Genomic DNA, 21,964 nt, shown 5'->3' on the forward strand with positions numbered 1-21,964 from the left:
GTCAACCACCAGGAGAGGAACGTCCGTTGACCGAGGTACAGCTCGTCCTGCGCTCGACCCGCGTGATCACCCCGGACGGCACGCGCCCCGCGTCGATCGCCGTCTCCGGCGGGACGATCGCCGGTGTGCTGCCGTACGACACCGAGGTGCCGGCCGGCGCCCGCCTCGAGGACGTCGGCGACGACGTCGTCCTGCCGGGACTCGTCGACACCCACGTGCACGTGAACGACCCGGGCCGTACGGAGTGGGAGGGCTTCTGGACGGCGACCCGGGCGGCGGCGGCCGGCGGGATCACGACCCTCCTCGACATGCCGCTGAACTCGCTCCCGCCGACGACGACGGTGGAGCACCTCCGGATCAAGCAGGAGGTGGCCCGCCCGAAGGCCCACGTCGACGTCGGCTTCTGGGGCGGCGCGCTCCCGGACAACGTGAAGGACCTGCGTCCGCTGTTCGACGCCGGTGTCTTCGGCTTCAAGTGCTTCCTGTCACCGTCGGGTGTGGACGAGTTCCCGCAGCTGGACCAGGAGCAGTTGGCGAACTCGCTGGCCGAGATCGCCGGGTTCGGCGGGCTGATGATCGTGCACGCGGAGGACCCGCACCACCTGGCGGCGGCGCCGCAGACGGCGGGGGAGAAGTACGCCGACTTCCTGGCGTCGAGGCCGCGCGACGCGGAGAACACGGCGATCGAGAACCTGATCAACCAGGCCCGCCGCCTCAACGCGCGCGTGCACGTCCTGCACCTGTCGTCCTCGGACGCGCTGCCGCTGATCCGGGCCGCGAAGGCGGAAGGGGTCAGGATCACGGTCGAGTCGTGCCCGCACTTCCTCACCCTCACGGCGGAGGAAGTGCCGGACGGGGCCACGGAGTTCAAGTGCTGCCCGCCGATCCGCGAGGCCTCGAACCAGGACGCGCTGTGGGAGGGGTTGGCCGACGGGACGATCGACTGCATCGTCTCCGACCACTCGCCGTCGACGGCCGATCTGAAGACCCCGGACTTCGCTTCTGCCTGGGGTGGTATTTCGTCGCTTCAGCTGGGTCTGCCGGCGATCTGGACCGAGGCCCGGCGCCGCGGCCGGAGCCTGGAGGACGTCGTCCGCTGGATGTCGGAGGCCCCGGCCCGGCTGGCGGGCCTGGACCGGAAGGGCGCGATCGAGGCGGGCCGCGACGCCGACTTCGCCGTGCTCGACCCGGAGGCGACGTTCACCGTCGACCCGGCGGAGCTGGAGCACCGTAACCGGGTGACGGCGTACGCGGGCAGGACGCTGCACGGTGTCGTGACATCGACCTGGCTGCGCGGCGAGCGCATCGCCGACCGGGGCAGCCTCGCCGCGCCCACCGGCCGACTCCTCGACAGGACCGGCTGAAACTAGGGTTCGGCGGGTGGGTCGACCGGCGCCGGTCCCTCCGCCCGTACGGCGCGGACGACCACCACGATCACGCAGAACGCGATCAGTATCTCCGCCCAGAAGAAGGCGAGGTAGTCGAGGAGACTGCCGATGGGCGGGGCACCGGGTGCCGTGTTGCGGAAGGCGGCAAGGGCGAAGAGCGTGGCCGCCATCCACCCGAGGGCGGGCCAGGTCAGGCCCTTGCGGCGGCGCACGAGGTACCAGCCGCCCATGAGGACGGCGACCGTGAGGGCCCACATCGCCACCATCATGAACACGGCGAAGACGAGCGCGCTGCCGGAGCGGGCCGCCTCCACCGAGAAGACCGCGGCGCCGCGGATCTCCGAGGCGTCGGCGGCGAGCGAGAACAGGGTGTCGCCGTTGGACAGCCTCATCCGTACGGGCACGCTCTCGCCGCCCTGCAAGGCGGCGAACTCCAGCTCCGTGTCGTAGCTGTCGAAGGGGTAGTCCGTGATCGGGCCGCCCGACAGCGCGACCGGCACGTCGACGGTGGCGATGCGGCTGTGCGCGGGGAAGGAGAGGTCGCCGCGCACAGCGGGCGAGGTCTGCAGTGTCAGGTCCTCGGCGGGCGAGAGCCCGCCCGCCTCGGCGAGAGCGCCGCGTGGCGTGACCAGAATCCGCAGGACCAGCTCCCGGCCGGCCGCGTCGACGCGTTGGACCGTGGCGTCGATGTCGATCCGGTCGGGAGCCTCCCCACCCGCCTCGTAGCGGGAGTCCAGGTCCTGGCGTTCGCCGTACTGGAACCAGAACCCGCACGCGACGGCCGCCGCGACGGCAAGGAGCACGAGCAGCGCGCCGAGGAGTCCGCCGCGGGGGCGCGGGTGGGGTCGTCGTCCGGACACGGTCAGGCGGCGGGCTTTCCGGGCTGGTCGTGCGTGGCGCAGTGGATTCCGCCGCCGCCGGAGGCGATGGTGTCGATCTGCAACTGCACGACGTCCCGCTTCGGGTAGTGCTCCTGCAGGATCGCCTTCGCCCGCGCGTCGGCCTTCCGGTCGCCGAACTTGGGCAGGAACACGGAGTCGTTGGCGACGTAGAAGTTGGCGTACGTGGAGACGAAGTCGTCGCCCTCGCCGGTGATCTTGTCGAGGTCGGGCTGCGGCAGGTCGATGATCTCGAAGCGCCGGCCCCGCGCGTCGGTCGCCTTGCTGAGCACCGACCGCGCCTGGTCGGCCGAGCGGGACCAGGAGTCCGGGGGAGTGCCGGGGAACGCCTGGTCGAGCAGGACCACGCCGGGCGCGACGAACCGTACGAGGCTGTCCACGTGCGCGTCGGTGATGTCCTCGCCCCTGACCCCCGCGAGCCAGACCACCTTCTCCACGCCGAGGGTCTCGATCAGCTCGTCCTCGATCTGGTCCCGGCTCTTCCCCCGGTTGCGGTTGTCGTTGACGATCGAGCTCTCGGTGACGAGGAGGGTGCCCTCGCCGTCGGTCTCGAAGGAGCCGCCCTCGGCGACGAGTGGCGCCACCTCGCGCGGGATGCCGTACTTGGCGAGCAGCTTGCGGCCCACCTGGCCGTCGTTGGTGTGCTCCTGCTTGTCGCCCCAGCCGTTGAAGTTGAAGTCGACTCCGATGAGCTCGGCGCCGTCCTCGACGAAGACCGGGACGGTGTCGCGGGCCCACAGGTCGTCGACGGCGAGCGGGATGACCTCGACCTGCGATCCGCACGCCCGCTGGGCCGCCGCCACCTGCTCCGGGCGGGCCATCATCACGACCGCCTCGTACTCCCCGACGGCCCGCGCGATGCGCGCGATGTCCTCCCGTACGTAGGGCAGGTCGTCCTCCCAGACGGAGGCGAGGGCCGGCCAGGACATGAACGTACGCGTGTGGCTGTCCCACTCGGCGCCGAAGCGGCGCTCCCCGCCGGCGGCCGGGGTGCGGGTGGGCGCGGTGGTCGAGCCCGCGCTGGCGGACCCCTCCGGGCCGCACGCGGTGGCGCCGAGGCCGAGGGCGGCGCCGATCCCGGCGAAGGCGCGCAGGGCGGTGCGGCGGGAGGGGATGAAGTGGGACACAACGTGCTCCGTTCGTGGGCTGGCGAGACTATCCGGCGGCGGCCTGACGGGTCGCGGTGACGCGGCGCGGCGGCGGAGATCGCGGGCCTTGGCTTCACGCGAATGGCGGCCGTGGAGACGGCTGGGCAGAGGCGTGAGTGGGGGTGGCCGTGGCGCCACTGTGGCACTGACTGGATTTTCAGTCAAATGCTGAAGGCTGCCCTGGGGCGGTCCGGCTTCGCCTCTTCAGGCCGCGGTGCACGTGGTGCGCGTCTCCGGTCGGCGCAGCCCCTCGACCTCCGCCGCGATCGCGCCCCGCATGAGCTCCGAGGCGTGGCCGACCGGCAGGAGCCCGATGAGCCACCGCGTGCTCAGGCCCTCCAGGAGGACGGTGAGTCGCTCGGCGGCGGCGACCAGGGCCGCGTCCGGGGCCGCCGGGTCGGCCTGGCCCAGGAGGTCGGCGATCTCCCGGATCCACTCCTGGCCGGCCCGCGCCAGCTCCTCCCGCAGCTCCGGTTCGAAGACGGCGCTGGCCCGCAGCTCCGCCCAGGCGGTGCTGTTCTCCCGCACCTCGGGGGTGTCCTGGAGCTCCCGGAGCAGCCGGCGTTCCAGTGGTCCGTCGCGGGTGAACCGCTCGGACCGGTCGACGATGAAGCGCAGGGTGTGGTGCAAGAGGTCGGCGCGGTCCGCGAAGTGGTAGTAGACGAGGGCCTTGGAGACGCGTGCCTCGGCGGCCAGCTCCTCCATGCGCAGCCCGCGCACCCCACGGCGGGCGATCACCCGGGCCGCGGCCTCCAGGATCGCTGTCTTCCTGCCCTTCGCCGTGCGTTCCGCCGCCCTGCGCTCCGTCATCGTGTGCTCCTTCACCGGGGTCCGGGATTTGACTACCGAGATTGACTGAAAGTTTAGTCAACAGGCACCCTCGGGCGCAGGGCGTGCCGTGCGCCCCATCGGCCTCGCCGTTCCGTACCGCCGAAAGAGCCGCCCATGTCCTCGACCCAGCCGCCCGTGGTGCAGCCGGTCCACCCGCCGCTGACCCCCGACGACCCCCACGAGATCGGCGGCTACCGCGTCCAGGCCCGGCTAGGCTCCGGCGGCATGGGCGTGGTCTACCTCGCCCACACGCCGGGCGGTCGCCCCATCGCGCTGAAGGTCGTACGCGAGGACTTCGCGGCCGACCCGGAGTTCCGCAGGCGGTTCGCCCAGGAGGTCGCGAGCGCGCGCCGCATCCACGGCCTGTTCACCGCGCAGGTGGTGGACGCCGGCGCCGACGACGCCGTCCCCTGGCTCGCCACCGCCTATGTGGCGGGCCCCTCGCTCCAGCAGGTGGTCGAGAGCCAGGGCCCGCTCCCCGCGCCCACCGTGCTGCTGCTCGTCGCCGGGATCGCCGAGGCCCTCCAGGTCATCCACGGGGCGGGGGTGATCCACCGCGACCTCAAGCCCGCCAACGTCCTCGTCGCCGAGGACGGCCCGCGCGTCATCGACTTCGGCATCGCCCGCGCGGCCGACGCCACCGGGCTCACCGGCACCGGCCTGAGGATCGGCACCGCCGCGTACATGGCCCCCGAGCAGGCCCTCGGGCACGCCGTGACGCCCGCGACGGACGTCTTCGCGCTCGGCGCGCTGGCCGCCTACGTGGCCGGCGGCGCCCTGCCCTTCGGGACCGGGCCCGAGTCGGCGGCCCTCTACCGCGTGGTCCACGAGCCGGCCGACCTCTCGCGCGTACCGGAGGAACTGCGCGAGATCGTCGGGCGTTGCCTGGCCAAGGCGCCCGAGCGGCGCCCCACACCCGCCGAGCTGATCGCCGCCGTCCGCGCACACCCCGCTGTGGGCGCCGCACCCGAGTTCGGCGCGGTCGGGCGCGAGGTCATGCGCAGGGCCGCCGTCCCGACGGCCCCGGCGGGGCCCGTCGTCCCGATCCCCACGGAGCGCGTCGCGACGAGCGGCGCCGTGCGGGGCGGAACGGTCGCGCGCCGGGACCGCCGCAGATCCCGGCGGGGCCGTACGGCACTGACGATCGGAGCCCTGGTCCTCACCGCGCTCGTCGGCGCGGCCGGGGCGGTGTACTGGCTGGGTGACCCGGGCGGCGGCGAGTCGGGCGTCGCGTACACCCCTGGCTACGCGGACGTGGAGCTGACCGCGCCCGACGACGGCTACGAGTTCGACCTGGCGGCCGGGAAGGTGGCGCCCGCCGACACCGCCTCCTGGTATCTCGCCCGCGACAAGGGCGGGTTCGTGCTCCCCGAGGACGCCGACGCCTTCATCGCCTCGGGGTACGCCCTCGGCCCCGCCGACTGCGAGCGCGGGATCGACGCGGAACCGGTGACGAGCCTTCCGTACGAAGAGCTCGCCGACGAGCGGCCGTTCTGCGTCCGCAGCGCCGACGGCAGGCGGCTCGTCGTCGCGCGCCTTGTCGACGGGGCCTCCGGCGGTGGGCCCGTCACGCTCGTCCTGAGCCAGTACGGACGCCAGGGCTGAGGCCAGTACGGACGTAGCGGCTGGCACCGGGGCAGGCACCGGGGCTGACGTTCGGGCCGACCGGTGCGGATAGGGTTCGTGGCATGGCATCTCGTAGTACTCAGATCCTGGAAGCGGCCGCGCGGGTGATCGCCCGGCGCGGTGTCCGCGGGCTCCGCGTGGAGGAACTGGCCGAAGAGGCGGGCGTCTCCACCGGTCTGATCTACTACCACTTCAAGGACCGCACCGGGATCCTGCGGCACACGTTGGAGTTCATCAACGACCGCGCCGAGCGCTACACCAACGCGCAGGACATCGACGCGGAGCCGCTGAGCCCCCGCGAGGAACTCGACCAGGTCCTGCTCCTCGAACTCCAGGACACCCCCGAGGTGCGGGAGAACAGCACGGCCTGGGGCGAGCTGCGGGCGAGCGCCGTCTTCGACCCCGTCCTGCGCGAGGACCTCGCCCGGGCGACCCTGGTGTGGGTGCAGGAGGTGGCCGGGCTCCTGGGCCAGGTGCAGCCCCTCACGCCCGCGGTCACGCTCGCGGCGGCCGCCGAACGGCTCACGGCCCTCCTTGAGGGCCTGAGCATGCGCTGGCTGAGCGGCGGCCTCGCGATCGAGCACGCGCGCACCCTCATGTCGGAGGCCGTCGAGGTCGAGCTGGCCGGGCTGCGGCAGCCGTAGCGCCGCCTTCGGGACCCGCTGCCGGGACCCTCTGCTCATCTGCGTACGCGTCCAGGGCCGAGGCGCCTGGGCAAACTATTGACTGAAATTTCAGTCAGTGCCACAGTGAGTTCATCGCAGCGCCCCCTCGCTCTCTCTCCCTGCCATCGTCGCAGGGGCGCCTGCTTCCTCGTGGAGCCCCCTTCCTCTCTGTTCTCCCGGCTTTCTCTCGTTCAGAGTCTTGACTGAAAATTCAGTTAGAGCCACGATCCTCTCCAACGACCGAAAAGAGACCCCTGATGACCGGTTTCCGTATGCCCGCCGAGTGGGACGAGCACGAGGGCTGCCTGATGGCCTGGCCCACCCGCGAGGAGCTGTGGAGCGGCGTGCTCTCCGCCGTGAAGTGGGAGTACTCCGAGGTCGCCCGTGCGATCGCCCGCTTCGAGCCCGTCACGATGGTCGCCCCGCCCGGCTTCGGCGACGACGTCCGCGCCCACTGCGGTGACGACGTCACCGTCGTCGAACTGCCCCTCGACGACTCCTGGTTCCGCGACTCCGCGCCCCTGTTCGTCCTGGACGGGGACGGGAACCGGGCCGGTGTCGACTTCCGCTTCAACGCCTGGGGCCGTAAGCACCACCCGTACGACTCCGACGACCGGATCAGCGCCCTGCTCCTTGAGCACCTCGGCGTCGACCGGGTCGCCTCCGACATGATCCTCGAAGGCGGGGCGATCACCGTCGACGGCGAGGGCACCCTCATCACCACCGAGCAGTGCCTCCTCCACCCCAACCGCAACCCCGACCTGACCCGGGACCAGATCGAGGCCGAGCTGAAGGCGCGGCTCGGTGTCGAGAAGGTGATCTGGCTCCCGTACGGCGGACTGCTCGACACCGAGACCGACGGCCACGTCGACGGCGTCTGCGCCTTCGCCGCGCCCGGCAAGGTCGTCGTGTCCCTGCCCGCGGACCCCGAGCACCCCGACCACGCCCGGATGCGCGCCAACCGCGCCGTCCTGGAGGTCTCCACCGATGCCCGGGGCCGGGCCCTGGAGATCGTCGACGTGCCGCAGACCGCGTTCGGCGAGGTCGCCGGCGTGCAGATCGAGGTCTCGTACCTGAACTACTACCTGGCCAACGGCGGCCTCGTCGTCCCCGTGGCCGGGGTCCCCCAGGACCTGGCCGCCATGGAGGTGCTCGCCGCCGCCCACCCGGACCGCAAGGTCGTCGGAGTCCCCGCTCCGGTGATCGCGTACGGCGGCGGTGGCGTCCACTGCATCACCCAGCAGCTCCCGGCGCCCCGCACGCGCGCGTAGCCCCCGCGCGTAGCCCCCGCGCGTAGCCCCCGCGCGGAGCCCCCTGGGGTACCGCCCCCGCCGCATCCTCACCCCTCCCTCCGTACCCCTCGGCACTCCTCCCCTCGCCGTACCGACTGCCGTACCGAAAGAGAGCGCGACGATGAGCACCGCACCGCCCCCGCCCCGCGTCCCAGGACGCCGCAAGGCCAGGACCGCGCTCGCGGCCCTCGCCTCGCTCGCCGTGCTCACCGGCCTCGCGGCCTGCGCCGGTCCGCCCCGTGCCGGGGCGGACGGAACCGGTGCCTCGTTCGCGCTCTCGGCCGGTACGCCCAAGCCCAAGGGGGAGATCGACTCCTTCACCTGGGCCGTCTACGCGGAACCGCCCACGCTCGACTACACGATGGCGTTCGACTACCCGCAGAACACCATCCTCTCCAACGTCTGCGAGAGCCTGATGCGCTGGACGCCCGGGCTCACCCTCGAACCGGGGCTCGCGCAGAAGGCCACCAACCCCGACCCGAACACGTGGGTGTACGACCTGCGGAGCGGCGTGCGGTTCCACGACGGCCGGACGATGACGGCGGACGACGTCGTCTTCAGCCTCGGCCGGCAGACGGATCCCGCGAACGCCGCAGCCTGGGCGCAGAACTTCCAGAACGTCGCCTCCATCCGCAAGACCGGCCCCCTCCAGGTCACCGTCAAGCTGAAGAAGCCCGACTCGCAGTTCCCGCAGTACATGGCGACCGCCGCCGGTGTCGTCGCCTCCAAGGCCGGGGTCACGGCGGCCGGCGCCGACTACGGCACCTCCGGCGGCCTCGCCTGTACCGGCCCGTTCCAGCTCGGCGCCTGGCAGAAGGGGCAGTCGCTCGAACTGAAGCGCTTCGACGGCTACTGGGGCGGCGCTCGGGGCACCCGCGCCAAGGCGGGAAAGGTCGTCTTCCGCTTCCTCACCGACCCCTCCGCCCGGACCAACGCGCTGCTCAGCGGCGAGGCCGACGGCGGCTACCTCATCCCGACCGAGAGCTACGGACGGCTCAAGGGCAGTGGCGTCGGCACCCTCTGGTTCGGCGAGGGCCTCAGCACGGTCAACCTCGGCATCACGAACATGCGCGGCGCGCTGGGCGACGTACGCGTACGCCAGGCGCTCTCCCTCGCCCTGGACCGCTCCGGCTTCGTGAAGGCGGGGCTCGGCGGCGCCGGGACGGCCACCAGCTCCCTCACCACGCGGGCCGCGTGGGCGGCGGGCTCCCCGGACGTGCGCAAGTCGGCCTTCGCCGGACTGCCGCCCACCGAACGCGACGTCGAGAAGGCCCGCGCGCTCGTCAAGGAGGCCGGCGCCGGCGGCAAGACCCTGACCGTCGCCACCAGCTCCATCGGCCAGGACGTCTCCCTGCTCGCCACCGCCGTCCAGGCCGCCGGCAGCGAGATCGGGCTGCGGATCGAGCTCAAGTCCGTCGCCCCCAACGCCTTCACGGCGCTCTTCACCGACCCGGAGGCGCGCGAGGGCATCGACATGTTCCCGCTCACCTACTACGACTCGATCACCGACCCGCTCGACCTCCTGACGAACTTCAGGACCGGCGCGTACCTCAACTTCGCCGGGTACAGCGACAAGCGGTACGACGCCATGGTCGAGGAGGCCACCTCCACCTACGACCAGGACCGGCGTCTGCGCATCGAGGGCGAGCTCCAGCGGCACGCCGCCGAACAGCTGCCGTGGATCCCGGTGGCGGAGTGGCCGACCGCCCTCTTCCTCAACAAGAGGATCACCGGAGCCCCGACCACCATCGCCTACATGTACTACCCGTGGGCCGCCGACGTGGGCGCTTCCGGCGAAAGTGCCACGGGCGCGGACCGGACCGAGCCGGGGGCCGCGCCATGAGCTCCGTAGCCCTCCCCGCCTTCCTCAGGTTCGCCGTACGACGGGTCGCCGAGATGGCCGCCACCCTCCTCGTCGCCTCGTTCGTGGTCTTCGGCGCCATGTACCTGGCGCCCGGCAGCCCCGCGAGCTTCCTGCTCTCCGGACGCTCCGCCTCACCTGAGGCGCTCGCCGCGATCAACGCCCGCTACCACCTCGACGACCCCTTCGCCGAGCGCTACCTCCGCTGGCTCGGCGACGTCGTCCAGGGCGACTTCGGGCGGTCCCTCACCTACCGCACCGACGTCTCCCGGCTGCTCGCCGACCGGCTGCCCACCACGCTGCTGCTGATCACCATGGCGCTCGCCGTCGTCGTCCTCGTCGGACTCGTGCTCGGCAAGGTCGCCGCCGTACGCGGCGGCAGGACGGACGCCGCCGTCCTCGTCGCCACCGCGCTCGCCGTCGGCACCCCGTCCTTCGTCGCGGCCGTCCTGCTCCAGGGCCTCTTCGCCGTCAACCTCGGCTGGTTCCCCAGCGGCGGCGCGGGCGACGGCTTCCTCGACATGGTGTGGCACCTGACGCTGCCCGCGATCGCCCTCGCGCTCTACCTGATCGGCATGCTCGCCCGCGTCACCCGCGCCGCCATGCTCGAAGCCCTCGACAGCGAGCACGTGACCGTGGCGCGCAGCCGGGGCGTCCCCGAACGCCAGGTCATCCGGCGCCATGTGCTGCGCAACTCGCTCGGCACCGTGCTCACCACCGGAGGCCTGATCGTCTCCACCCTCCTCGTCTGCACGGTCCTCGTGGAGACGGCCTTCAGCATCGGCGGCATCGGACAGCTCCTCGAACTGGCCACCACGACCAAGGACTTCCCGACCGTCCAGGCCGTCTCCCTGATCATCGTGGCGCTGTTCATGGCCGTGAACCTGATCGTCGACCTGCTGCTGCCCCTCGTCGACCCCCGGATCACCCTCGGCACGAGAGGGGCCACCGCATGACCGCCGTCCTCACCCGGCGCCCCGGACTCTCGAAGATCACCGCCGGCTCCGGCCGTTCACCCCTCCACCTGATCTGCCTGGGCCTCGTCGGGCTCGTCGTCCTCGCGGCGCTGCTCGCGCCCTGGCTGGCGCCGCACGACCCCAACGCGGTCGACCTCGGCGCCGCCCTCGTCGGGCCCTCCGCCGACCACCCGCTCGGCGCCGACACCGCCGGCCGCGACACCCTGTCCCGGCTGCTGCTCGGCGCCCGTACCTCCCTGCTCGGTCCGCTCGGCGTCGTCGCCCTCTCGACCCTCGCGGGGGTGGCCGTCGGCACCGCCGCGGCCTGGCGCGGCGGCTGGCTCGACTCCGTCCTGTCCCGGTCGACCGAACTCGTCTTCGCCTTCCCCGGAATGCTCCTGGCGATCCTCGTCGTCTCGGTGTACGGGGAGGGGCTGCTCGCCCCCGTCGCGGCGCTCGGCCTGGCCTACCTGCCGTACGTCAGCCGGCTCACCCGCACCCTCGTCCTCGCCGAACGGGCCCGCCCGTACGTCAGCGCCTACCAGGTGCAAGGGCACTCGGCGCTCCAGATCTGCCTGCGCCACATCCTGCCCAACATCGCTCCCGTCGTCCTCGCCCAGTCCACCATCAACTTCGGCTACGCCCTCATGGACCTCGCGGGCCTGTCCTTCCTCGGCCTCGGCGTGCCACCGCTCACGCCCGACTGGGGCCGCATGGTCTTCGACGGCCAGACCTCCATCCAGCACGGCTACCCGCTCTCCGCGATCCTGCCGTGCGTCCTCGTCGTGCTCACCGTCGTCGCGTTCAACGTGGTCGGAGAGCGCTGGGCCGACCGCGTAGCCAGGAGGGCCCGATGAGCCCCATGACCCCGATGACCTCGGCCACGTCCGAGCCACCCGTGCCGACGCCCGAGCCGCCCGTGCCCACACTCGACATCCGGGGACTGCGCCTCGGCCTGCCCGGCACCGCCCGGCCCGTCCTCGACGGCGTCGACCTCACGGTCGGCCCGGGGGAGACCGTCGCCCTCGTCGGCGAGTCCGGCTCCGGCAAGTCCCTGACCTCACGCGCCGCCCTGGGGCTCCTGCCGCCCGGCGCCACCACCGAAGGCACCGTCCTGGTCGAGGGCCGCGACGTCCTCACCGCGACCGCCGACCGGCTGCGCGCCCTGCGCGCGGGCACCGTCGCCATGATCTTCCAGGACCCCCGCGCCACCCTCAACCCGCTGCGCCGCATAGGGGACTTCCTCACCGAGGGCGTCCGCTCGTCCGGGCTCATGGACGGACCGACGGCCACCGCCCGGGCGACCGAACTGCTGGGCGCCGTAGGCCTCGACGCGTCCACGCTCCACAAGTACCCGACGCAGGTCTCGGGCGGCATGCTGCAACGGGTCGTGATCGCCGCCGCGTTGATGGGCGACCCCGCCCTCCTCCTTGCCGACGAACCGACCACCGCGCTCGACGTCACCACCCAGGCCGAGGTGATCGCCCTCCTCGCCCGGCTCCGCGCGAGCTTCCGCACCGGGCTGCTCTTCGTCACCCACGACCTCGACCTCGCGGCGGCGATCAGCGACCGCGTCTACGTCATGTACGCCGGGCGGATCGCCGAGACCGGCCCCGCCGAAGCCCTCTTCGAGCGCCCCCGCCACCCGTACACCGCGGCCCTGCTCGCCTCCACCCCCCGCCTCACGGCCCCCGGCGGCAGGCTCTCCGCCATCCCCGGTCAGCCACCCGACCTGCGCAGCCCCCTGCCCGGCTGCGCCTTCGCGGACCGGTGCCCCCTCGCCACCGGGATCTGCCGGGAAACCGCCCCGGACCCCCGGCCGGCCCCCGGCCGGCCCGAACACGTCGCCGCCTGCCACCACAGCGACCGGCTCGCCGAAGCAGGACCGGCAGCAGGAGCGGAAGAAGGAGCGGTCGTCGATGCCTGAAACCGAATCTGGGACCGACACCGAACCCCTCCTGAGCGCCGCCGGCCTGAGCAGAACCTTCGGCACCGTACGGGCCGTGGACGACGTCTCGTTCACCCTGCCCGAGGGCGGCTCCCTCGGCATCGTCGGCGGCTCCGGCTCCGGCAAGACCACCACCGCCCGCATCGTCGTGGGCCTGGAGCGGGCCGACGCCGGAGACGTACGCGTACGGGGCCGGGCCAGGCCCGCCCGGGTACGCGGCCGGGCACAGCGCCTCGCCCGGGCCCGCGAGGTGCAGATGGTCTTCCAGGACCCGTACCTCTCCCTCGACCCCAGGACCAGCGTCGAACGGGTCCTGCGGGAGACCCTGCGCCTGCACTTCCCCGACCGCGACCCAGAGCCGCGCATCCGGGAACTCCTCGACCAGGTGGGCCTCGGCACCCGGGCGGCCGACGCGCTGCCCCGGCAGCTCTCCGGCGGACAGCGCCAGCGCGTCGCCATCGCCCGCGCCCTCGCCGTCGAACCCGCCGTCCTCGTCCTCGACGAGGCGGTCGCGGCCCTCGACGTGTCCGTCCAGGCCCAGATCCTCAACCTGCTCGCAGACATCCGCGAACGGACCCCGATCGGCTACCTGTTCATCACCCACGATCTCGGCGTGGTCCGGTGCGTCACCGACGAGGTCCTCGTCATGCACCGCGGCCGCGTCGTCGAGGCGGGCGCCACCAGCGAGGTGCTCGCCGCGCCGCACCACCCGTACACCCGGCTGCTCCTGGACTCCGTACCGCGCCCCGGCTGGAACCCGGACGGCATCGCGGCGGCCCGCCTCGAGCTGTCGTCCCCGCAGGCACACCCCCACACAGGAGGATGAAGTGACGCGATCCCTGAACAGGCGAGGATTCCTCGTCGCCGCCGGAGCGACCGCCGTCGGCGCCGCCCTCGCCACCACGACCCAGGGCCGGGCCCGCGCGGCCGCCGGCACCTTCCGGGTCCCCGTCGAGGACGTCCGCCACACCCGCACCTGGATGGCCTGGCCCGACTCCACCTCCATCTGGGGGAACAAGCTGAGCGGCGTCCAGGCGGACATCGCCCTGATCGCCCGGACGATCGCGAAGTACGAACCGGTCGTCATGTGCGCCAACTCCGGCAGCGCCGCCAAGGCCCGCTCGCAGTGCGGCTCCACGGTCACCGTCATCAGCTCCATCCCCGTCGACGACGCGTGGATGCGCGACACCGGGCCCGTCTTCCGTACGGACGGCCAGGGCGGCCTCGACGCCGTCGGCCTCAACTTCAACGGCTGGGGCAAGAAGCAGGCCCACACCAAGGACGCGTTGGTGGCCGGGCGGATCGCCGCCTGGGTCGGTGTCCCGTTCACCTCCGCCGACCTGGTCGGCGAGGGCGGCGCCGTGGAGCCGGACGGGGCGGGCACCCTCATGGCGACCCGCAGCAGCCTGGTGAACCGCAACCGCAACCCCGGGATGACGGAGCGCCAGATCGAGACGGCGCTGTTCGACGCGTACGGCGCCTCCAAGATGATCTGGTTCGACGGCGTCCGCGGCCAGGACATCACCGACGACCACGTCGACGCCACGTCCCGCTTCCTCGCCCCTGGCGAGGCCCTCGTCCAGATGCCCCTGGCCTCGGACAACGACGCCTACGCACGCGACGCCCGCCAGCAGCACAGCATCCTGACCGCCTCGACGACCGCGACCGGCGCCCCCATGGACGTGATGAAGCTCCAGGGCCCCGACTACAACAAGATCCGCTCCACCAGCCGGGACTTCCTGGCCTCCTACGCCAACTTCTACCTCTGCAACGGCGCCGTCATCAGCGCCCACTTCGGTGACACCAAGGCCGACCAGGCGGCCCGGGCGACCCTCGCCCGGCTCTACCCGGACCGCGTCATCGAGCAGCTGAACATCGACCGCCTGGGCACGGGCGGCGGCGGCATCCACTGCGTCACCCAGCAGCAGCCCGTCGCCTGACCTCTCGTCGGCCCCACCCGGGTCTAGGCCCGGGTGGGTTCGACGGCGGACCAGCCCTTGGTGGTCGGGGTGAAGACCACTCCGCCCACCACCAGGAAGCCGGACGCGCCGTCCGGACCGGTGGGGACACCACCACGAGGGACGGTGAACCGGCCGGTCTTCTCACGGGAGGCCAGGTCGATCACCACTCCCGAGGTCCGGCACCGTACGTACGCCAGACCATCGGTCACCACCACCGCGTTCGACGCCTCCGGGCGCTCCAGGCCCGGGCACTCCTCCGCCAGCGGAACCCGCCACACGGCCGCGCCGGACTTCTGGTCGAGCTCGATGAACGCCGGTTCGCCCTTCGGCGCGGCCGCCAGCAGGTACAGCTTCTCCCCGGCCGCGGTCGGTCCGGACAGGGTCGTACCGGCGTACGGGATGTCCGCGGCCCGCCGCCAGGCGGGATCACCGCGCAGGACACCCGTCCCGTCCTCCTTGGCGCACAGGAAGACGGTCGCCCCGGGCGCGGAGTCGTCGTCGCCCTCGCCCTCGCTCACGTGCGTGTTCTCGTCCTCGGTCAGCGTCAGCCCGCGCGTCGCGCACGTCCCGGGCAGCGCGAACCGGGTGCCGTCCTCGGGAGTCCCGAACGGCAGCGCCTTCCCGGTCGCCGCGTCGAGGGCGGTCACGAAGCTCTGGGACCCCTTGGCCGGGCTCTGGGACCGCCCTTGTACGTACACCCGGTCCGCGTCGACCCGCAGCACCGGGTAGCCGTCCTCGGAGCCGGACACCGTCCGCTGCCACAGGACCTTGCCGTACCGGGTCTCCAGCGCGGTGACCGTGCCCGACGCGTCGACGGCGAACACCCGGCTGCCGTCCGCGTCGAGGACCGGCCGCCGCAGCCGCTTCGTGGTGGGGAACTCCCAGCGGGGGGCGCCGTCGGAGAGGTCATGGGCGGTGAACCCGTCCCTTCCGAGCACGATCACCGTATGGCTTCCGGCGACGGCTCCGGGGGCTACCAACGGGCTCTGCCCGTCGACGACGTCCTCCAGGAGCTGCCCCCACAGCGGCTCGCCTGTCGCCGCGTCGAACCGGCTGAGGGTGTCGTCCGAACCGGCCTCGGGGCCCGGCGCCGTGCACACGAGCGAGGAGTCCGCGTACGCGCAGGCCCCCATGTCGTCCCCGCCGTTCCAGGCCCGCCAGCCGGCGGGGCGCCGGGCGGGCGAGTCCGCGTAGGCCCGGTTGCCGGCCGGGCTGCCGCCGTCGGTGGCCACGTACGGGGGGAGGGTCCCGGTGGTGGCCGGCCGGGCGGGCGGCCGCGTGGAGCCCTGGGAGGAAGGGGTCTTGGCGTCGTCCCGCGGAGCGCCGTCCGGCTGGAAGTACCGCAGGTACACCCCGCCGCCGGCCAGCAGCGAAGCCACGAGCACGACGGCGAGGAGCGAGCGCCGGCGGAACCGCCGCCGTCGCCGCACGGCTGCCGCGCTCGCGCTCGCGTCGGAGGCGATGTCCCTGACCGGCCCGGTGGGCGGCCCGCCGGCGTCTCCGGTCGGTGGACCACCCGCGTCTCCGGTGGGCGGGCCACCGGCGTCCTCGGTCGGTGGCCCGTCCGGGCGCCTTCCAGGCTCCTCGATTTCCCCCTCGCGTACCGGGGACTCCCAGTCGGCCGCCGGGATCTCCGCCAGGGCGGCCAGCAGCTCGTCCGGTCCCGGCCGGTCGGCCGCCTCCTTGGCGAGGCAGGCTCCGATCACGGCGCGCAGCGAAGCGGTCAGCGCGCCGATCTCCGGTGGTTCCGACACCACGCGGTAGGCGGTCATGTAGTGCGAGTCCGCGTCGAAGGGCCCCCGCCCGGTCGCGGCGAAGACCACCACCGAGCCCAGCGAGAACACGTCCGAGGACGCCTGCACCCGTGCCGGGGCCGACAGTTGCTCGGGCGACATGTACGGCGGTGTGCCCAGGATCTGGCCGGTCGAGGTCAGCGTCTTCTGCCCGGCGGCCCGCGAGATCCCGAAGTCGATGACCCGTGGCCCGTCGTCCGTGAGGAGCACGTTGTCCGGCTTCAGATCGCGGTGGATCACCCCGGTGGTGTGCAGCTCGCGCAGCGCCTCCACAAGGCCGAGCGCGAGCCCCCGCAACTCCTCGCCGCGCAGAGGCCCGTCCGCCTTCACCCGCGCGCCCAGCGTCCGCCCGTGCACGAGCTGGGTGGCCATCCAGGGCCGCTGCGCGTCCGGGTCGGCGTCCACCACGGCGGCGGTGAAGGCCCCGCTCACCCGCCGGGCGGCCGCCACCTCCTGCCGGAACCGGGTACGGAACTCGGGGTCGTCGGCGAACTGCTGGTGGACCAGCTTCACCGCGACGAGCCGGCCCGAAGCGGCCCGCCCCGAGTACACCGTCCCCATCCCGCCGGATCCGAGCCTGGCGACCAGGACGTACCCGCCGATCGCCCGCGGATCCCCGTCCCGCAGTGTCATCTCCCGCCTCGCCCCCGTGTACGCACCGTCAGCGGCACACTATCTCGCACTACCATTCGGCACGCGCCTGACAGCAGTTGTACTGGACGACCACTCCCGTGAACGGCTCATCACACCCCGAGGGGGAGATCAGCGCCATGACCAAGCCTGAGAGCGCGAGGGACGACTACGACGTCGTCATCAGCGGAGCCAGCCTCGCCGGCAGCGCCGCGGCGGTCCTGCTCGCCCGACGAGGCGCCCGCGTCGCCCTGCTGGAACGCCGCTCGGCCCCCGAGGCGTACAAGGTGCTGTGCACCCACTCCATCACGGCCAACGCCTACCCGATCCTTGAGGAGATCGGCCTCGTCCCCGCCCTGGAGAAGGCGGGAGCCGTCCACAACGACGCCCGCTGGTACACCCGTTGGGGCTGGATCGAGCCGAGGCCCGCGCCCGGCGGCCCGGAGCTGCCGTACGCGTACAACGTCCGGCGCAGCACCCTCGATCCGTTGATCAGGTCCCAGGCCGCGCAGACCCCGGGCGTCGATCTGCTCCTCGGCCATCAAGTGTCGGGCCTGGTCACCGAAGCCGGGCGGACGGTGGGGGTGCGCGCCTCGACACCGCAGGGCGAGCGGGAGATACGGGCCCGCCTGGTGGTCGGCGCCGACGGCAAGGACTCGGCCGTCGCGAAGTACGCCGGGGTGGCCACGCGGCAGTACGAGAACACCCGGTTCGCCTACCTCGCGCACTACCGGGACCTGCCGCTGCGCGACGGGATCGGGCACACCTGGTTCCTGGAGCCCGACATGGCGTACGCGTTCCCGAACGACGACGGGATCACGGTCCTCGCCGTGGTCCCGGACAAGAAGCGGCTGCCGGAGTTCCGGGAGGACCTGGAGGGCAGCTTCAACGCCTTCGTCCGCGCCCTGCCCGAGGCGCCGCCGATCGACTCCGCCGAGCGCGTCTCGAAGATCATCGGCCTGCTCGACTACCCCCTGCACAGCCGCAAGGCGACGGCCCCGGGCCTCGCGCTCATCGGCGACGCCGCGCTGACCAGCGATCCGCTGTGGGGAGTGGGCTGCGGGTGGGCCCTGGAGACCGCGCACTGGCTGACGGAGGCGGTCGGCCCGGCCCTGGCCGGTCAGGGCGACCTCGACAAGTCGCTCGCCCTGTACGCCCGCAGGCACCGGCGCAGGCTGGGCCCGCACCAGAACCTGGCCGCCGACTTCGCCAAGTCCAGGCCGTTCAACCCCCTGGAGCGGCTGATGTTCTCGGCGGCGGCGCGCGACGCGTCCCTGGCCCGGCACATGCACCTGTTCGGGTCCCGCCTCATCGGCCCGCTGCGGTTCCTGAACCCCGTGGCGGTGGCCAAGGCGTCCGCCGTCAACTACAGGCACCGCAGGGCGACCGCGTAGCCGCAGGAGCGCAGCTTGTCACGGAGGGTGATCCCGGCCTCGTCGGCGCGGCGCGCGGCACGTCACGTGGCCCCCCGCACACGCGGCGTGACCGCCGTCGAGGCGTACCGTGGATTCCACTGGGGTGAACGCGACGGACGTCCGTGGCGAGAGGTCGTGAGTCCGAGATGGCGGTCTTCCAACTGTTGGATGTGGCCTTGGTGTCGGACGAGTTCGGCCGGGTCACCGTGGACCTGGGCCTGCCCGGGCAGGACGTCGTCGAGCTGCCCGAGGGGACGGTCGTCGGCGTCGCGCTGACCTTCCGTACCGGCGAGGAGGTCGACGGGCTGACGTTCGTGGAGGAGCGGTCGTACGAGGGGAGGGCGATCGCCAGCGCCCGTAACGTCCTCGGCGGGTTCCGGGCCGGAGGGCCGTACGAGATCCAGTTGCCGGCCGAGCGGCTTCCCGTCGGGCGGGGCTGCGGGACGTACGACGTGACGGGCCGGTTCGTGGACGCCGAGGGCCGCGAACTCGCCCGCGAGAGCCACCGCTTCCGTATCGTCCACCGGCGCCCCACGGACGCGCTGCGAACGCGCCGCAGCCGCCACCGGTCCGCGGCCGCGACCCGCCCGGGACCCAGCTGAACCCTCAGGACACGGCTCGGACGACCGCCGGGGTCCCTGCGCACCGAAACCATCGCGTTGTGGTGCGCAGGGCTCCCGTGTCCGGTTGTGCCGCCGCGGCGAGAGCCACTCCTCCGCACCGGCCCGGTGAGGCCAGTCAAGCAGGCGTTTTCGGCCAGGGGCATTGGACGCAGGCACAGAAAACGGTTCCCTACGGACCGGATGCGACCGGTGGATCATCCAGCGGGGGCATTCGTGGAAACGCGAGGTAGTCGCGTCCGTTCGGCTGGTGGATGCGATGTGCGTCGCGGCAAGCGATCTCGTCCCGGGTAGCGTCGATCTCAGTGCAGGTCGCAGAAGTGACGACTGTTGGATCCCGGCTATGTGAGGCGTGTGTTCCATGACCCTGTCCATTCGTAACCAGCTCCCCGGCACCGTCACGGCGGTCACCCTGGGTGAGGCCATGGCGTCCGTGAAGGTACGCCTGGACGGCGGCCAGGAGATCACCGCCGCCATCACCGCCGACGCCGTCAAGGACCTCGGCCTGGCCGAGGGCTCCTCGGTCAAGGCCCTGGTCAAGTCCACCGAGGTCGCCCTCGCGACCGGCCCCGTCACCGGGATCTCCATCCGCAACCAGCTCCCCGGCTCGGTCACCGACGTGGCGACGGGCGGCGCCATGGGCTCGGTGAAGGTCTCCGTGCAGGGCGGCGAGCTGACCGCCGCGATCACCAAGGACGCCGTCGAGGACCTGGGCCTGAACGCCGGCACCTCCGTCGTCGCCCTGATCAAGTCGACGGAGATCTCCCTCTCGGCCGCCTGACCTGCCCAAGGAGGCGGAGGGATCAGAGCGGAACGACCGTCGGCTCCGTCGCCTTGACGCTGGTCCAGACGGACACCCCGTCGGCGAGGCCGAGTTCGGCGGCCGCCTGCGGGGTGATCTCGGCGACGAGGTCGGGCGCCCCCTCGGAGGTGACGAGGACCCGCAGCCGGCTGCCGCTGCTGGTGATCTCGCGTACGGTGCCGCGCCAGACGTTACGAGGGCTGCCGGCCGGCTTCTCGCGGTGGACGGAGACCGCCTCGGGCGCGACGATCGCGAGCGCCGGGGTCCCCGGCGGTGGCGGGTCGGCAGCCACCAGGACACCCCCGCCGTCGAGGGCGAGGCCCTCGGGGGTCGCGGTGCCGGGCCAGGCGTTGCGGCCGAGCATGCGGGCCACCCAGGGGGAGCGCGGGTGGCGGGTGACCTCGGCCGGGGAGGCGTCCTGGAGGGCGCGTCCGTCGTCGAGGACGAGGACGCGGTCGGCGAGGGAGACCGCCTCGACGGGGTCGTGGGTGACGATCAGGCAGACGCCGCCGAAACCGGCGAGGTGCGTGCGCAGGGTGTGCCGTACATGGGCGCGGGTGGTCTGGTCGAGCGCGGCGAGCGGTTCGTCCAGGACCAGGAGCCGGGGCCTGGCCGCCAGGGCACGGGCCAGGGCGACGCGCTGGGCCTGGCCGCCGGACAGCTGACCGGGGCGGCGGTGCGACAGATGGCCGACCCCGAGCCGGTCGAGCCACCCCTGCGCCTCGCGCCGGGCCTCGCCCCGGGCGACGCCCTGGGCGCGCAGGCCGTAGGCGGTGTTGGCGAGGGCCGTCAGGTGCGGGAAGAGGGCGCCGTCCTGGGGGACCCAGGCGACGTGGCGGCGGTGCGGCGGCAGGGCGGTGACGTCGGTGTCGCCGAGGGTGAGGTCCGCGTGGGCGCGGGGGGTGAGGCCGAGGAGGGCGCGGAGCAGGGTGGTCTTCCCGGCGCCGTTCGGGCCCACGACGGCGATCGTGGTGCCCGCTTCGGCGTCCAGGGTGAGGTGCGTGAAGCCGGTGAGCTCGGCGTGCAGGGTCCAGCGTTCCGAGGGCTGCGCGACGACAGGCTCCTCCTTGGCCGCTACGACAGGTCCCGCGTCCGCGTCCGCTTCGACTTCCGCGTCCGCCGGGGGAGCGGGACGCCGCTCCCGGTCCGTCGGGGTGCCCGTCCACCGCCCCCGCAGGGCGATGAGCACGCCCATGGCGATGGCGAGGAGCAGCAGGGAGACGGACGTGGCCGCCTCCGGTTCGTCCTGGAGCAGCAGGTAGACCTGGAGGGGCAGGGTCTGGGTGGTGCCGGGCAGGTTCCCGGCGAAGGTGATCGTGGCGCCGAACTCGCCGAGCGCCCGTGCCCAGGTGAGGGCGGCGCCCGCGATGACCCCGGGGGCCACCATGGGCAGGGTGACGGTGAAGAAGACGCGTACCGGTGAGGCGCCGAGGGAGGCCGCCGTCTCCTCGTAACGGGGCCGCAGCCCGCCGAGCGCGCCCTCCAGACTGATCACGAGGAACGGCATCGCGACGAAGGTGGCGGCGAGGACGGCACCGGAGGTGTGGAACGGCAGCGTGATGCCGAAGGTGCTCTCCAGCCACGGCCCGAGGAGCCCGCGCCTGCCGAAGGCGAGGAGCAGGGCGACACCGCCGACGGTGGGCGGCAGGACCATCGGCAGCAGGACGAGCGAGCGGACGAGCGCCTTGCCGGGGAAGTGCACGCGGGCGAGCAGCCAGGCGAGCGGCACACCGAGCAGCAGCGAGAGCCCCAGCGCCCAGAAGGAGACGAGGAGCGACAGCTTGAGCGCCTCGACGGTCCCCGGCGACGACAGGTGGTCGGCGAGCTCGCCCCACTCGGTCCGTACGAGGATCCCGAGCAGCGGGAGCGTCAGGAACGCCACGGCGAGCAACGCGGGCAGCGCCAGCGTCAGAGGGGGACGTGCGCCGGGCGTACGCGCGCCTGCTCGTTTCATCGATGACCCCGCAGTGAGGAAGACATGGGGAGGGGCTGTCCGTCCCCCCGGGTACGGACAGCCCCTGGCGGTCCGGAAGACCTAGGTGTATTGACCCGCAGGGTTGTTGACGCGGCTGATGGGCGGGTGTCCGTCGAGTGCGGTGTGGCAGCGGTGGTGGTTGTAGGTGTGGAGG

Annotated in this window: 18 protein-coding genes; 13 read left to right on the forward strand and 5 right to left on the reverse strand. The window is 72.8% G+C overall.

The genetic code is table 11. The features are described 5' to 3' along the window. The first annotated feature begins 26 nt into the window (after nt 1–26). Entirely contained in the window at nt 27–1,364 is a 1,338-nt protein-coding gene (gene allB, locus ACFWRO_RS32865) for an allantoinase AllB (RefSeq protein ID WP_384516958.1), read from the forward strand. A 2-nt stretch (nt 1,365–1,366) separates the two neighbouring features. Here the strand turns inward: allB and ACFWRO_RS32870 are convergent, their stop codons facing one another. From ACFWRO_RS32870 to ACFWRO_RS32880, 3 genes are all read right to left on the reverse strand, one after another. Further along, entirely contained in the window at nt 1,367–2,248 is an 882-nt protein-coding gene (locus ACFWRO_RS32870; RefSeq protein ID WP_384516961.1) for a DUF4436 domain-containing protein, read from the reverse strand. Nucleotides 2,249–2,250: 2 nt separating this feature from the next. Continuing rightward, complete coding sequence (locus ACFWRO_RS32875) at nt 2,251–3,414, reverse strand: agmatine/peptidylarginine deiminase (RefSeq protein WP_384516963.1); 1,164 nt, start codon at nt 3,412–3,414, stop codon at nt 2,251–2,253. Nucleotides 3,415–3,639: 225 nt separating this feature from the next. Continuing rightward, on the reverse strand, nt 3,640–4,245 hold the full coding sequence (locus ACFWRO_RS32880; RefSeq protein WP_384516966.1) for a TetR/AcrR family transcriptional regulator: 606 nt from the start codon (nt 4,243–4,245) through the stop codon (nt 3,640–3,642). A gap of 135 nt (nt 4,246–4,380) precedes the next feature. Here ACFWRO_RS32880 and ACFWRO_RS32885 point away from each other — a divergent pair, with 135 nt between their 5' ends. From ACFWRO_RS32885 to ACFWRO_RS32925, 9 genes are all read left to right on the forward strand, one after another. Beyond that, complete coding sequence (locus tag ACFWRO_RS32885; RefSeq protein WP_384516969.1) at nt 4,381–5,871, forward strand: serine/threonine-protein kinase; 1,491 nt, start codon at nt 4,381–4,383, stop codon at nt 5,869–5,871. Between the two features lie 83 nt (nt 5,872–5,954). Continuing rightward, nucleotides 5,955–6,536 carry a TetR/AcrR family transcriptional regulator gene (locus ACFWRO_RS32890; RefSeq protein WP_384516972.1) on the forward strand — a complete coding sequence of 194 codons (582 nt, stop codon included), beginning with the start codon at nt 5,955–5,957 and terminating at the stop codon, nt 6,534–6,536. A 278-nt stretch (nt 6,537–6,814) separates the two neighbouring features. Beyond that, nucleotides 6,815–7,828 carry an agmatine/peptidylarginine deiminase gene (locus ACFWRO_RS32895; RefSeq protein ID WP_384516975.1) on the forward strand — a complete coding sequence of 338 codons (1,014 nt, stop codon included), beginning with the start codon at nt 6,815–6,817 and terminating at the stop codon, nt 7,826–7,828. A gap of 142 nt (nt 7,829–7,970) precedes the next feature. Continuing rightward, nucleotides 7,971–9,692: an ABC transporter substrate-binding protein gene (locus ACFWRO_RS32900; protein ID WP_384516978.1), complete on the forward strand. Its 1,722-nt coding sequence runs from the start codon at nt 7,971–7,973 to the stop codon at nt 9,690–9,692. Then, nucleotides 9,689–10,666: an ABC transporter permease gene (locus ACFWRO_RS32905; RefSeq protein WP_384516980.1), complete on the forward strand. Its 978-nt coding sequence runs from the start codon at nt 9,689–9,691 to the stop codon at nt 10,664–10,666. Before ACFWRO_RS32900 ends, ACFWRO_RS32905 begins: the two co-directional genes overlap by 4 nt. Further along, entirely contained in the window at nt 10,663–11,523 is an 861-nt protein-coding gene (locus ACFWRO_RS32910) for an ABC transporter permease (RefSeq protein ID WP_384516983.1), read from the forward strand. Before ACFWRO_RS32905 ends, ACFWRO_RS32910 begins: the two co-directional genes overlap by 4 nt. 14 nt (nt 11,524–11,537) lie before the next feature. Then, nucleotides 11,538–12,593 (forward strand): ABC transporter ATP-binding protein, encoded by a 1,056-nt coding sequence (locus ACFWRO_RS32915; protein ID WP_384517009.1) that lies wholly within the window; start codon nt 11,538–11,540, stop codon nt 12,591–12,593. After that, nucleotides 12,586–13,440 carry an ABC transporter ATP-binding protein gene (locus ACFWRO_RS32920; RefSeq protein WP_384516986.1) on the forward strand — a complete coding sequence of 285 codons (855 nt, stop codon included), beginning with the start codon at nt 12,586–12,588 and terminating at the stop codon, nt 13,438–13,440. Before ACFWRO_RS32915 ends, ACFWRO_RS32920 begins: the two co-directional genes overlap by 8 nt. A 1-nt stretch (nt 13,441) precedes the next feature. Next, nucleotides 13,442–14,554 (forward strand): agmatine/peptidylarginine deiminase, encoded by a 1,113-nt coding sequence (locus ACFWRO_RS32925; protein WP_384516989.1) that lies wholly within the window; start codon nt 13,442–13,444, stop codon nt 14,552–14,554. A gap of 23 nt (nt 14,555–14,577) precedes the next feature. Here the strand turns inward: ACFWRO_RS32925 and ACFWRO_RS32930 are convergent, their stop codons facing one another. Further along, complete coding sequence (locus ACFWRO_RS32930; RefSeq protein ID WP_384516992.1) at nt 14,578–17,001, reverse strand: protein kinase; 2,424 nt, start codon at nt 16,999–17,001, stop codon at nt 14,578–14,580. A gap of 137 nt (nt 17,002–17,138) precedes the next feature. Here ACFWRO_RS32930 and ACFWRO_RS32935 point away from each other — a divergent pair, with 137 nt between their 5' ends. From ACFWRO_RS32935 to ACFWRO_RS32945, 3 genes are all read left to right on the forward strand, one after another. Beyond that, complete coding sequence (locus tag ACFWRO_RS32935; protein WP_384516995.1) at nt 17,139–18,392, forward strand: NAD(P)/FAD-dependent oxidoreductase; 1,254 nt, start codon at nt 17,139–17,141, stop codon at nt 18,390–18,392. A gap of 167 nt (nt 18,393–18,559) precedes the next feature. Further along, a complete protein-coding gene (locus tag ACFWRO_RS32940) occupies nt 18,560–19,015 on the forward strand; it encodes a hypothetical protein (RefSeq protein WP_384516998.1) in 456 nt (151 codons plus the stop codon). A 379-nt stretch (nt 19,016–19,394) separates the two neighbouring features. Further along, nucleotides 19,395–19,814, forward strand: a complete 420-nt coding sequence (locus ACFWRO_RS32945) for a molybdopterin-binding protein (protein WP_384517001.1) — start codon at nt 19,395–19,397, stop codon at nt 19,812–19,814. Between the two features lie 22 nt (nt 19,815–19,836). Here the strand turns inward: ACFWRO_RS32945 and ACFWRO_RS32950 are convergent, their stop codons facing one another. Continuing rightward, entirely contained in the window at nt 19,837–21,789 is a 1,953-nt protein-coding gene (locus tag ACFWRO_RS32950; RefSeq protein ID WP_384517004.1) for an ABC transporter permease, read from the reverse strand. Nucleotides 21,790–21,964 lie beyond the last annotated feature (175 nt).

The organism is Streptomyces sp. NPDC058579 (assembly GCF_042718575.1).
Classification (GTDB): Bacteria; Actinomycetota; Actinomycetes; order Streptomycetales; family Streptomycetaceae; genus Streptomyces.

What these genes read in the sequence shown, in the direction of transcription:
- ACFWRO_RS32880 (WP_384516966.1), bottom strand. Translation starts at nt 4,245, where the DNA reads ATGACGGAGCGCAGGGCGGCGGAACGCACGGCGAAGGGCAGGAAGACA.
- ACFWRO_RS32885 (WP_384516969.1), top strand. Translation starts at nt 4,381, where the DNA reads ATGTCCTCGACCCAGCCGCCCGTGGTGCAGCCGGTCCACCCGCCGCTG.
- ACFWRO_RS32890 (WP_384516972.1), top strand. Translation starts at nt 5,955, where the DNA reads ATGGCATCTCGTAGTACTCAGATCCTGGAAGCGGCCGCGCGGGTGATC.
- ACFWRO_RS32895 (WP_384516975.1), top strand. Translation starts at nt 6,815, where the DNA reads ATGACCGGTTTCCGTATGCCCGCCGAGTGGGACGAGCACGAGGGCTGC.
- ACFWRO_RS32900 (WP_384516978.1), top strand. Translation starts at nt 7,971, where the DNA reads ATGAGCACCGCACCGCCCCCGCCCCGCGTCCCAGGACGCCGCAAGGCC.
- ACFWRO_RS32905 (WP_384516980.1), top strand. Translation starts at nt 9,689, where the DNA reads ATGAGCTCCGTAGCCCTCCCCGCCTTCCTCAGGTTCGCCGTACGACGG.
- ACFWRO_RS32910 (WP_384516983.1), top strand. Translation starts at nt 10,663, where the DNA reads ATGACCGCCGTCCTCACCCGGCGCCCCGGACTCTCGAAGATCACCGCC.
- ACFWRO_RS32915 (WP_384517009.1), top strand. Translation starts at nt 11,538, where the DNA reads ATGACCTCGGCCACGTCCGAGCCACCCGTGCCGACGCCCGAGCCGCCC.
- ACFWRO_RS32920 (WP_384516986.1), top strand. Translation starts at nt 12,586, where the DNA reads ATGCCTGAAACCGAATCTGGGACCGACACCGAACCCCTCCTGAGCGCC.
- ACFWRO_RS32930 (WP_384516992.1), bottom strand. Translation starts at nt 17,001, where the DNA reads ATGACACTGCGGGACGGGGATCCGCGGGCGATCGGCGGGTACGTCCTG.
- ACFWRO_RS32935 (WP_384516995.1), top strand. Translation starts at nt 17,139, where the DNA reads ATGACCAAGCCTGAGAGCGCGAGGGACGACTACGACGTCGTCATCAGC.
- ACFWRO_RS32940 (WP_384516998.1), top strand. Translation starts at nt 18,560, where the DNA reads ATGGCGGTCTTCCAACTGTTGGATGTGGCCTTGGTGTCGGACGAGTTC.
- ACFWRO_RS32945 (WP_384517001.1), top strand. Translation starts at nt 19,395, where the DNA reads ATGACCCTGTCCATTCGTAACCAGCTCCCCGGCACCGTCACGGCGGTC.
- ACFWRO_RS32950 (WP_384517004.1), bottom strand. Translation starts at nt 21,789, where the DNA reads ATGAAACGAGCAGGCGCGCGTACGCCCGGCGCACGTCCCCCTCTGACG.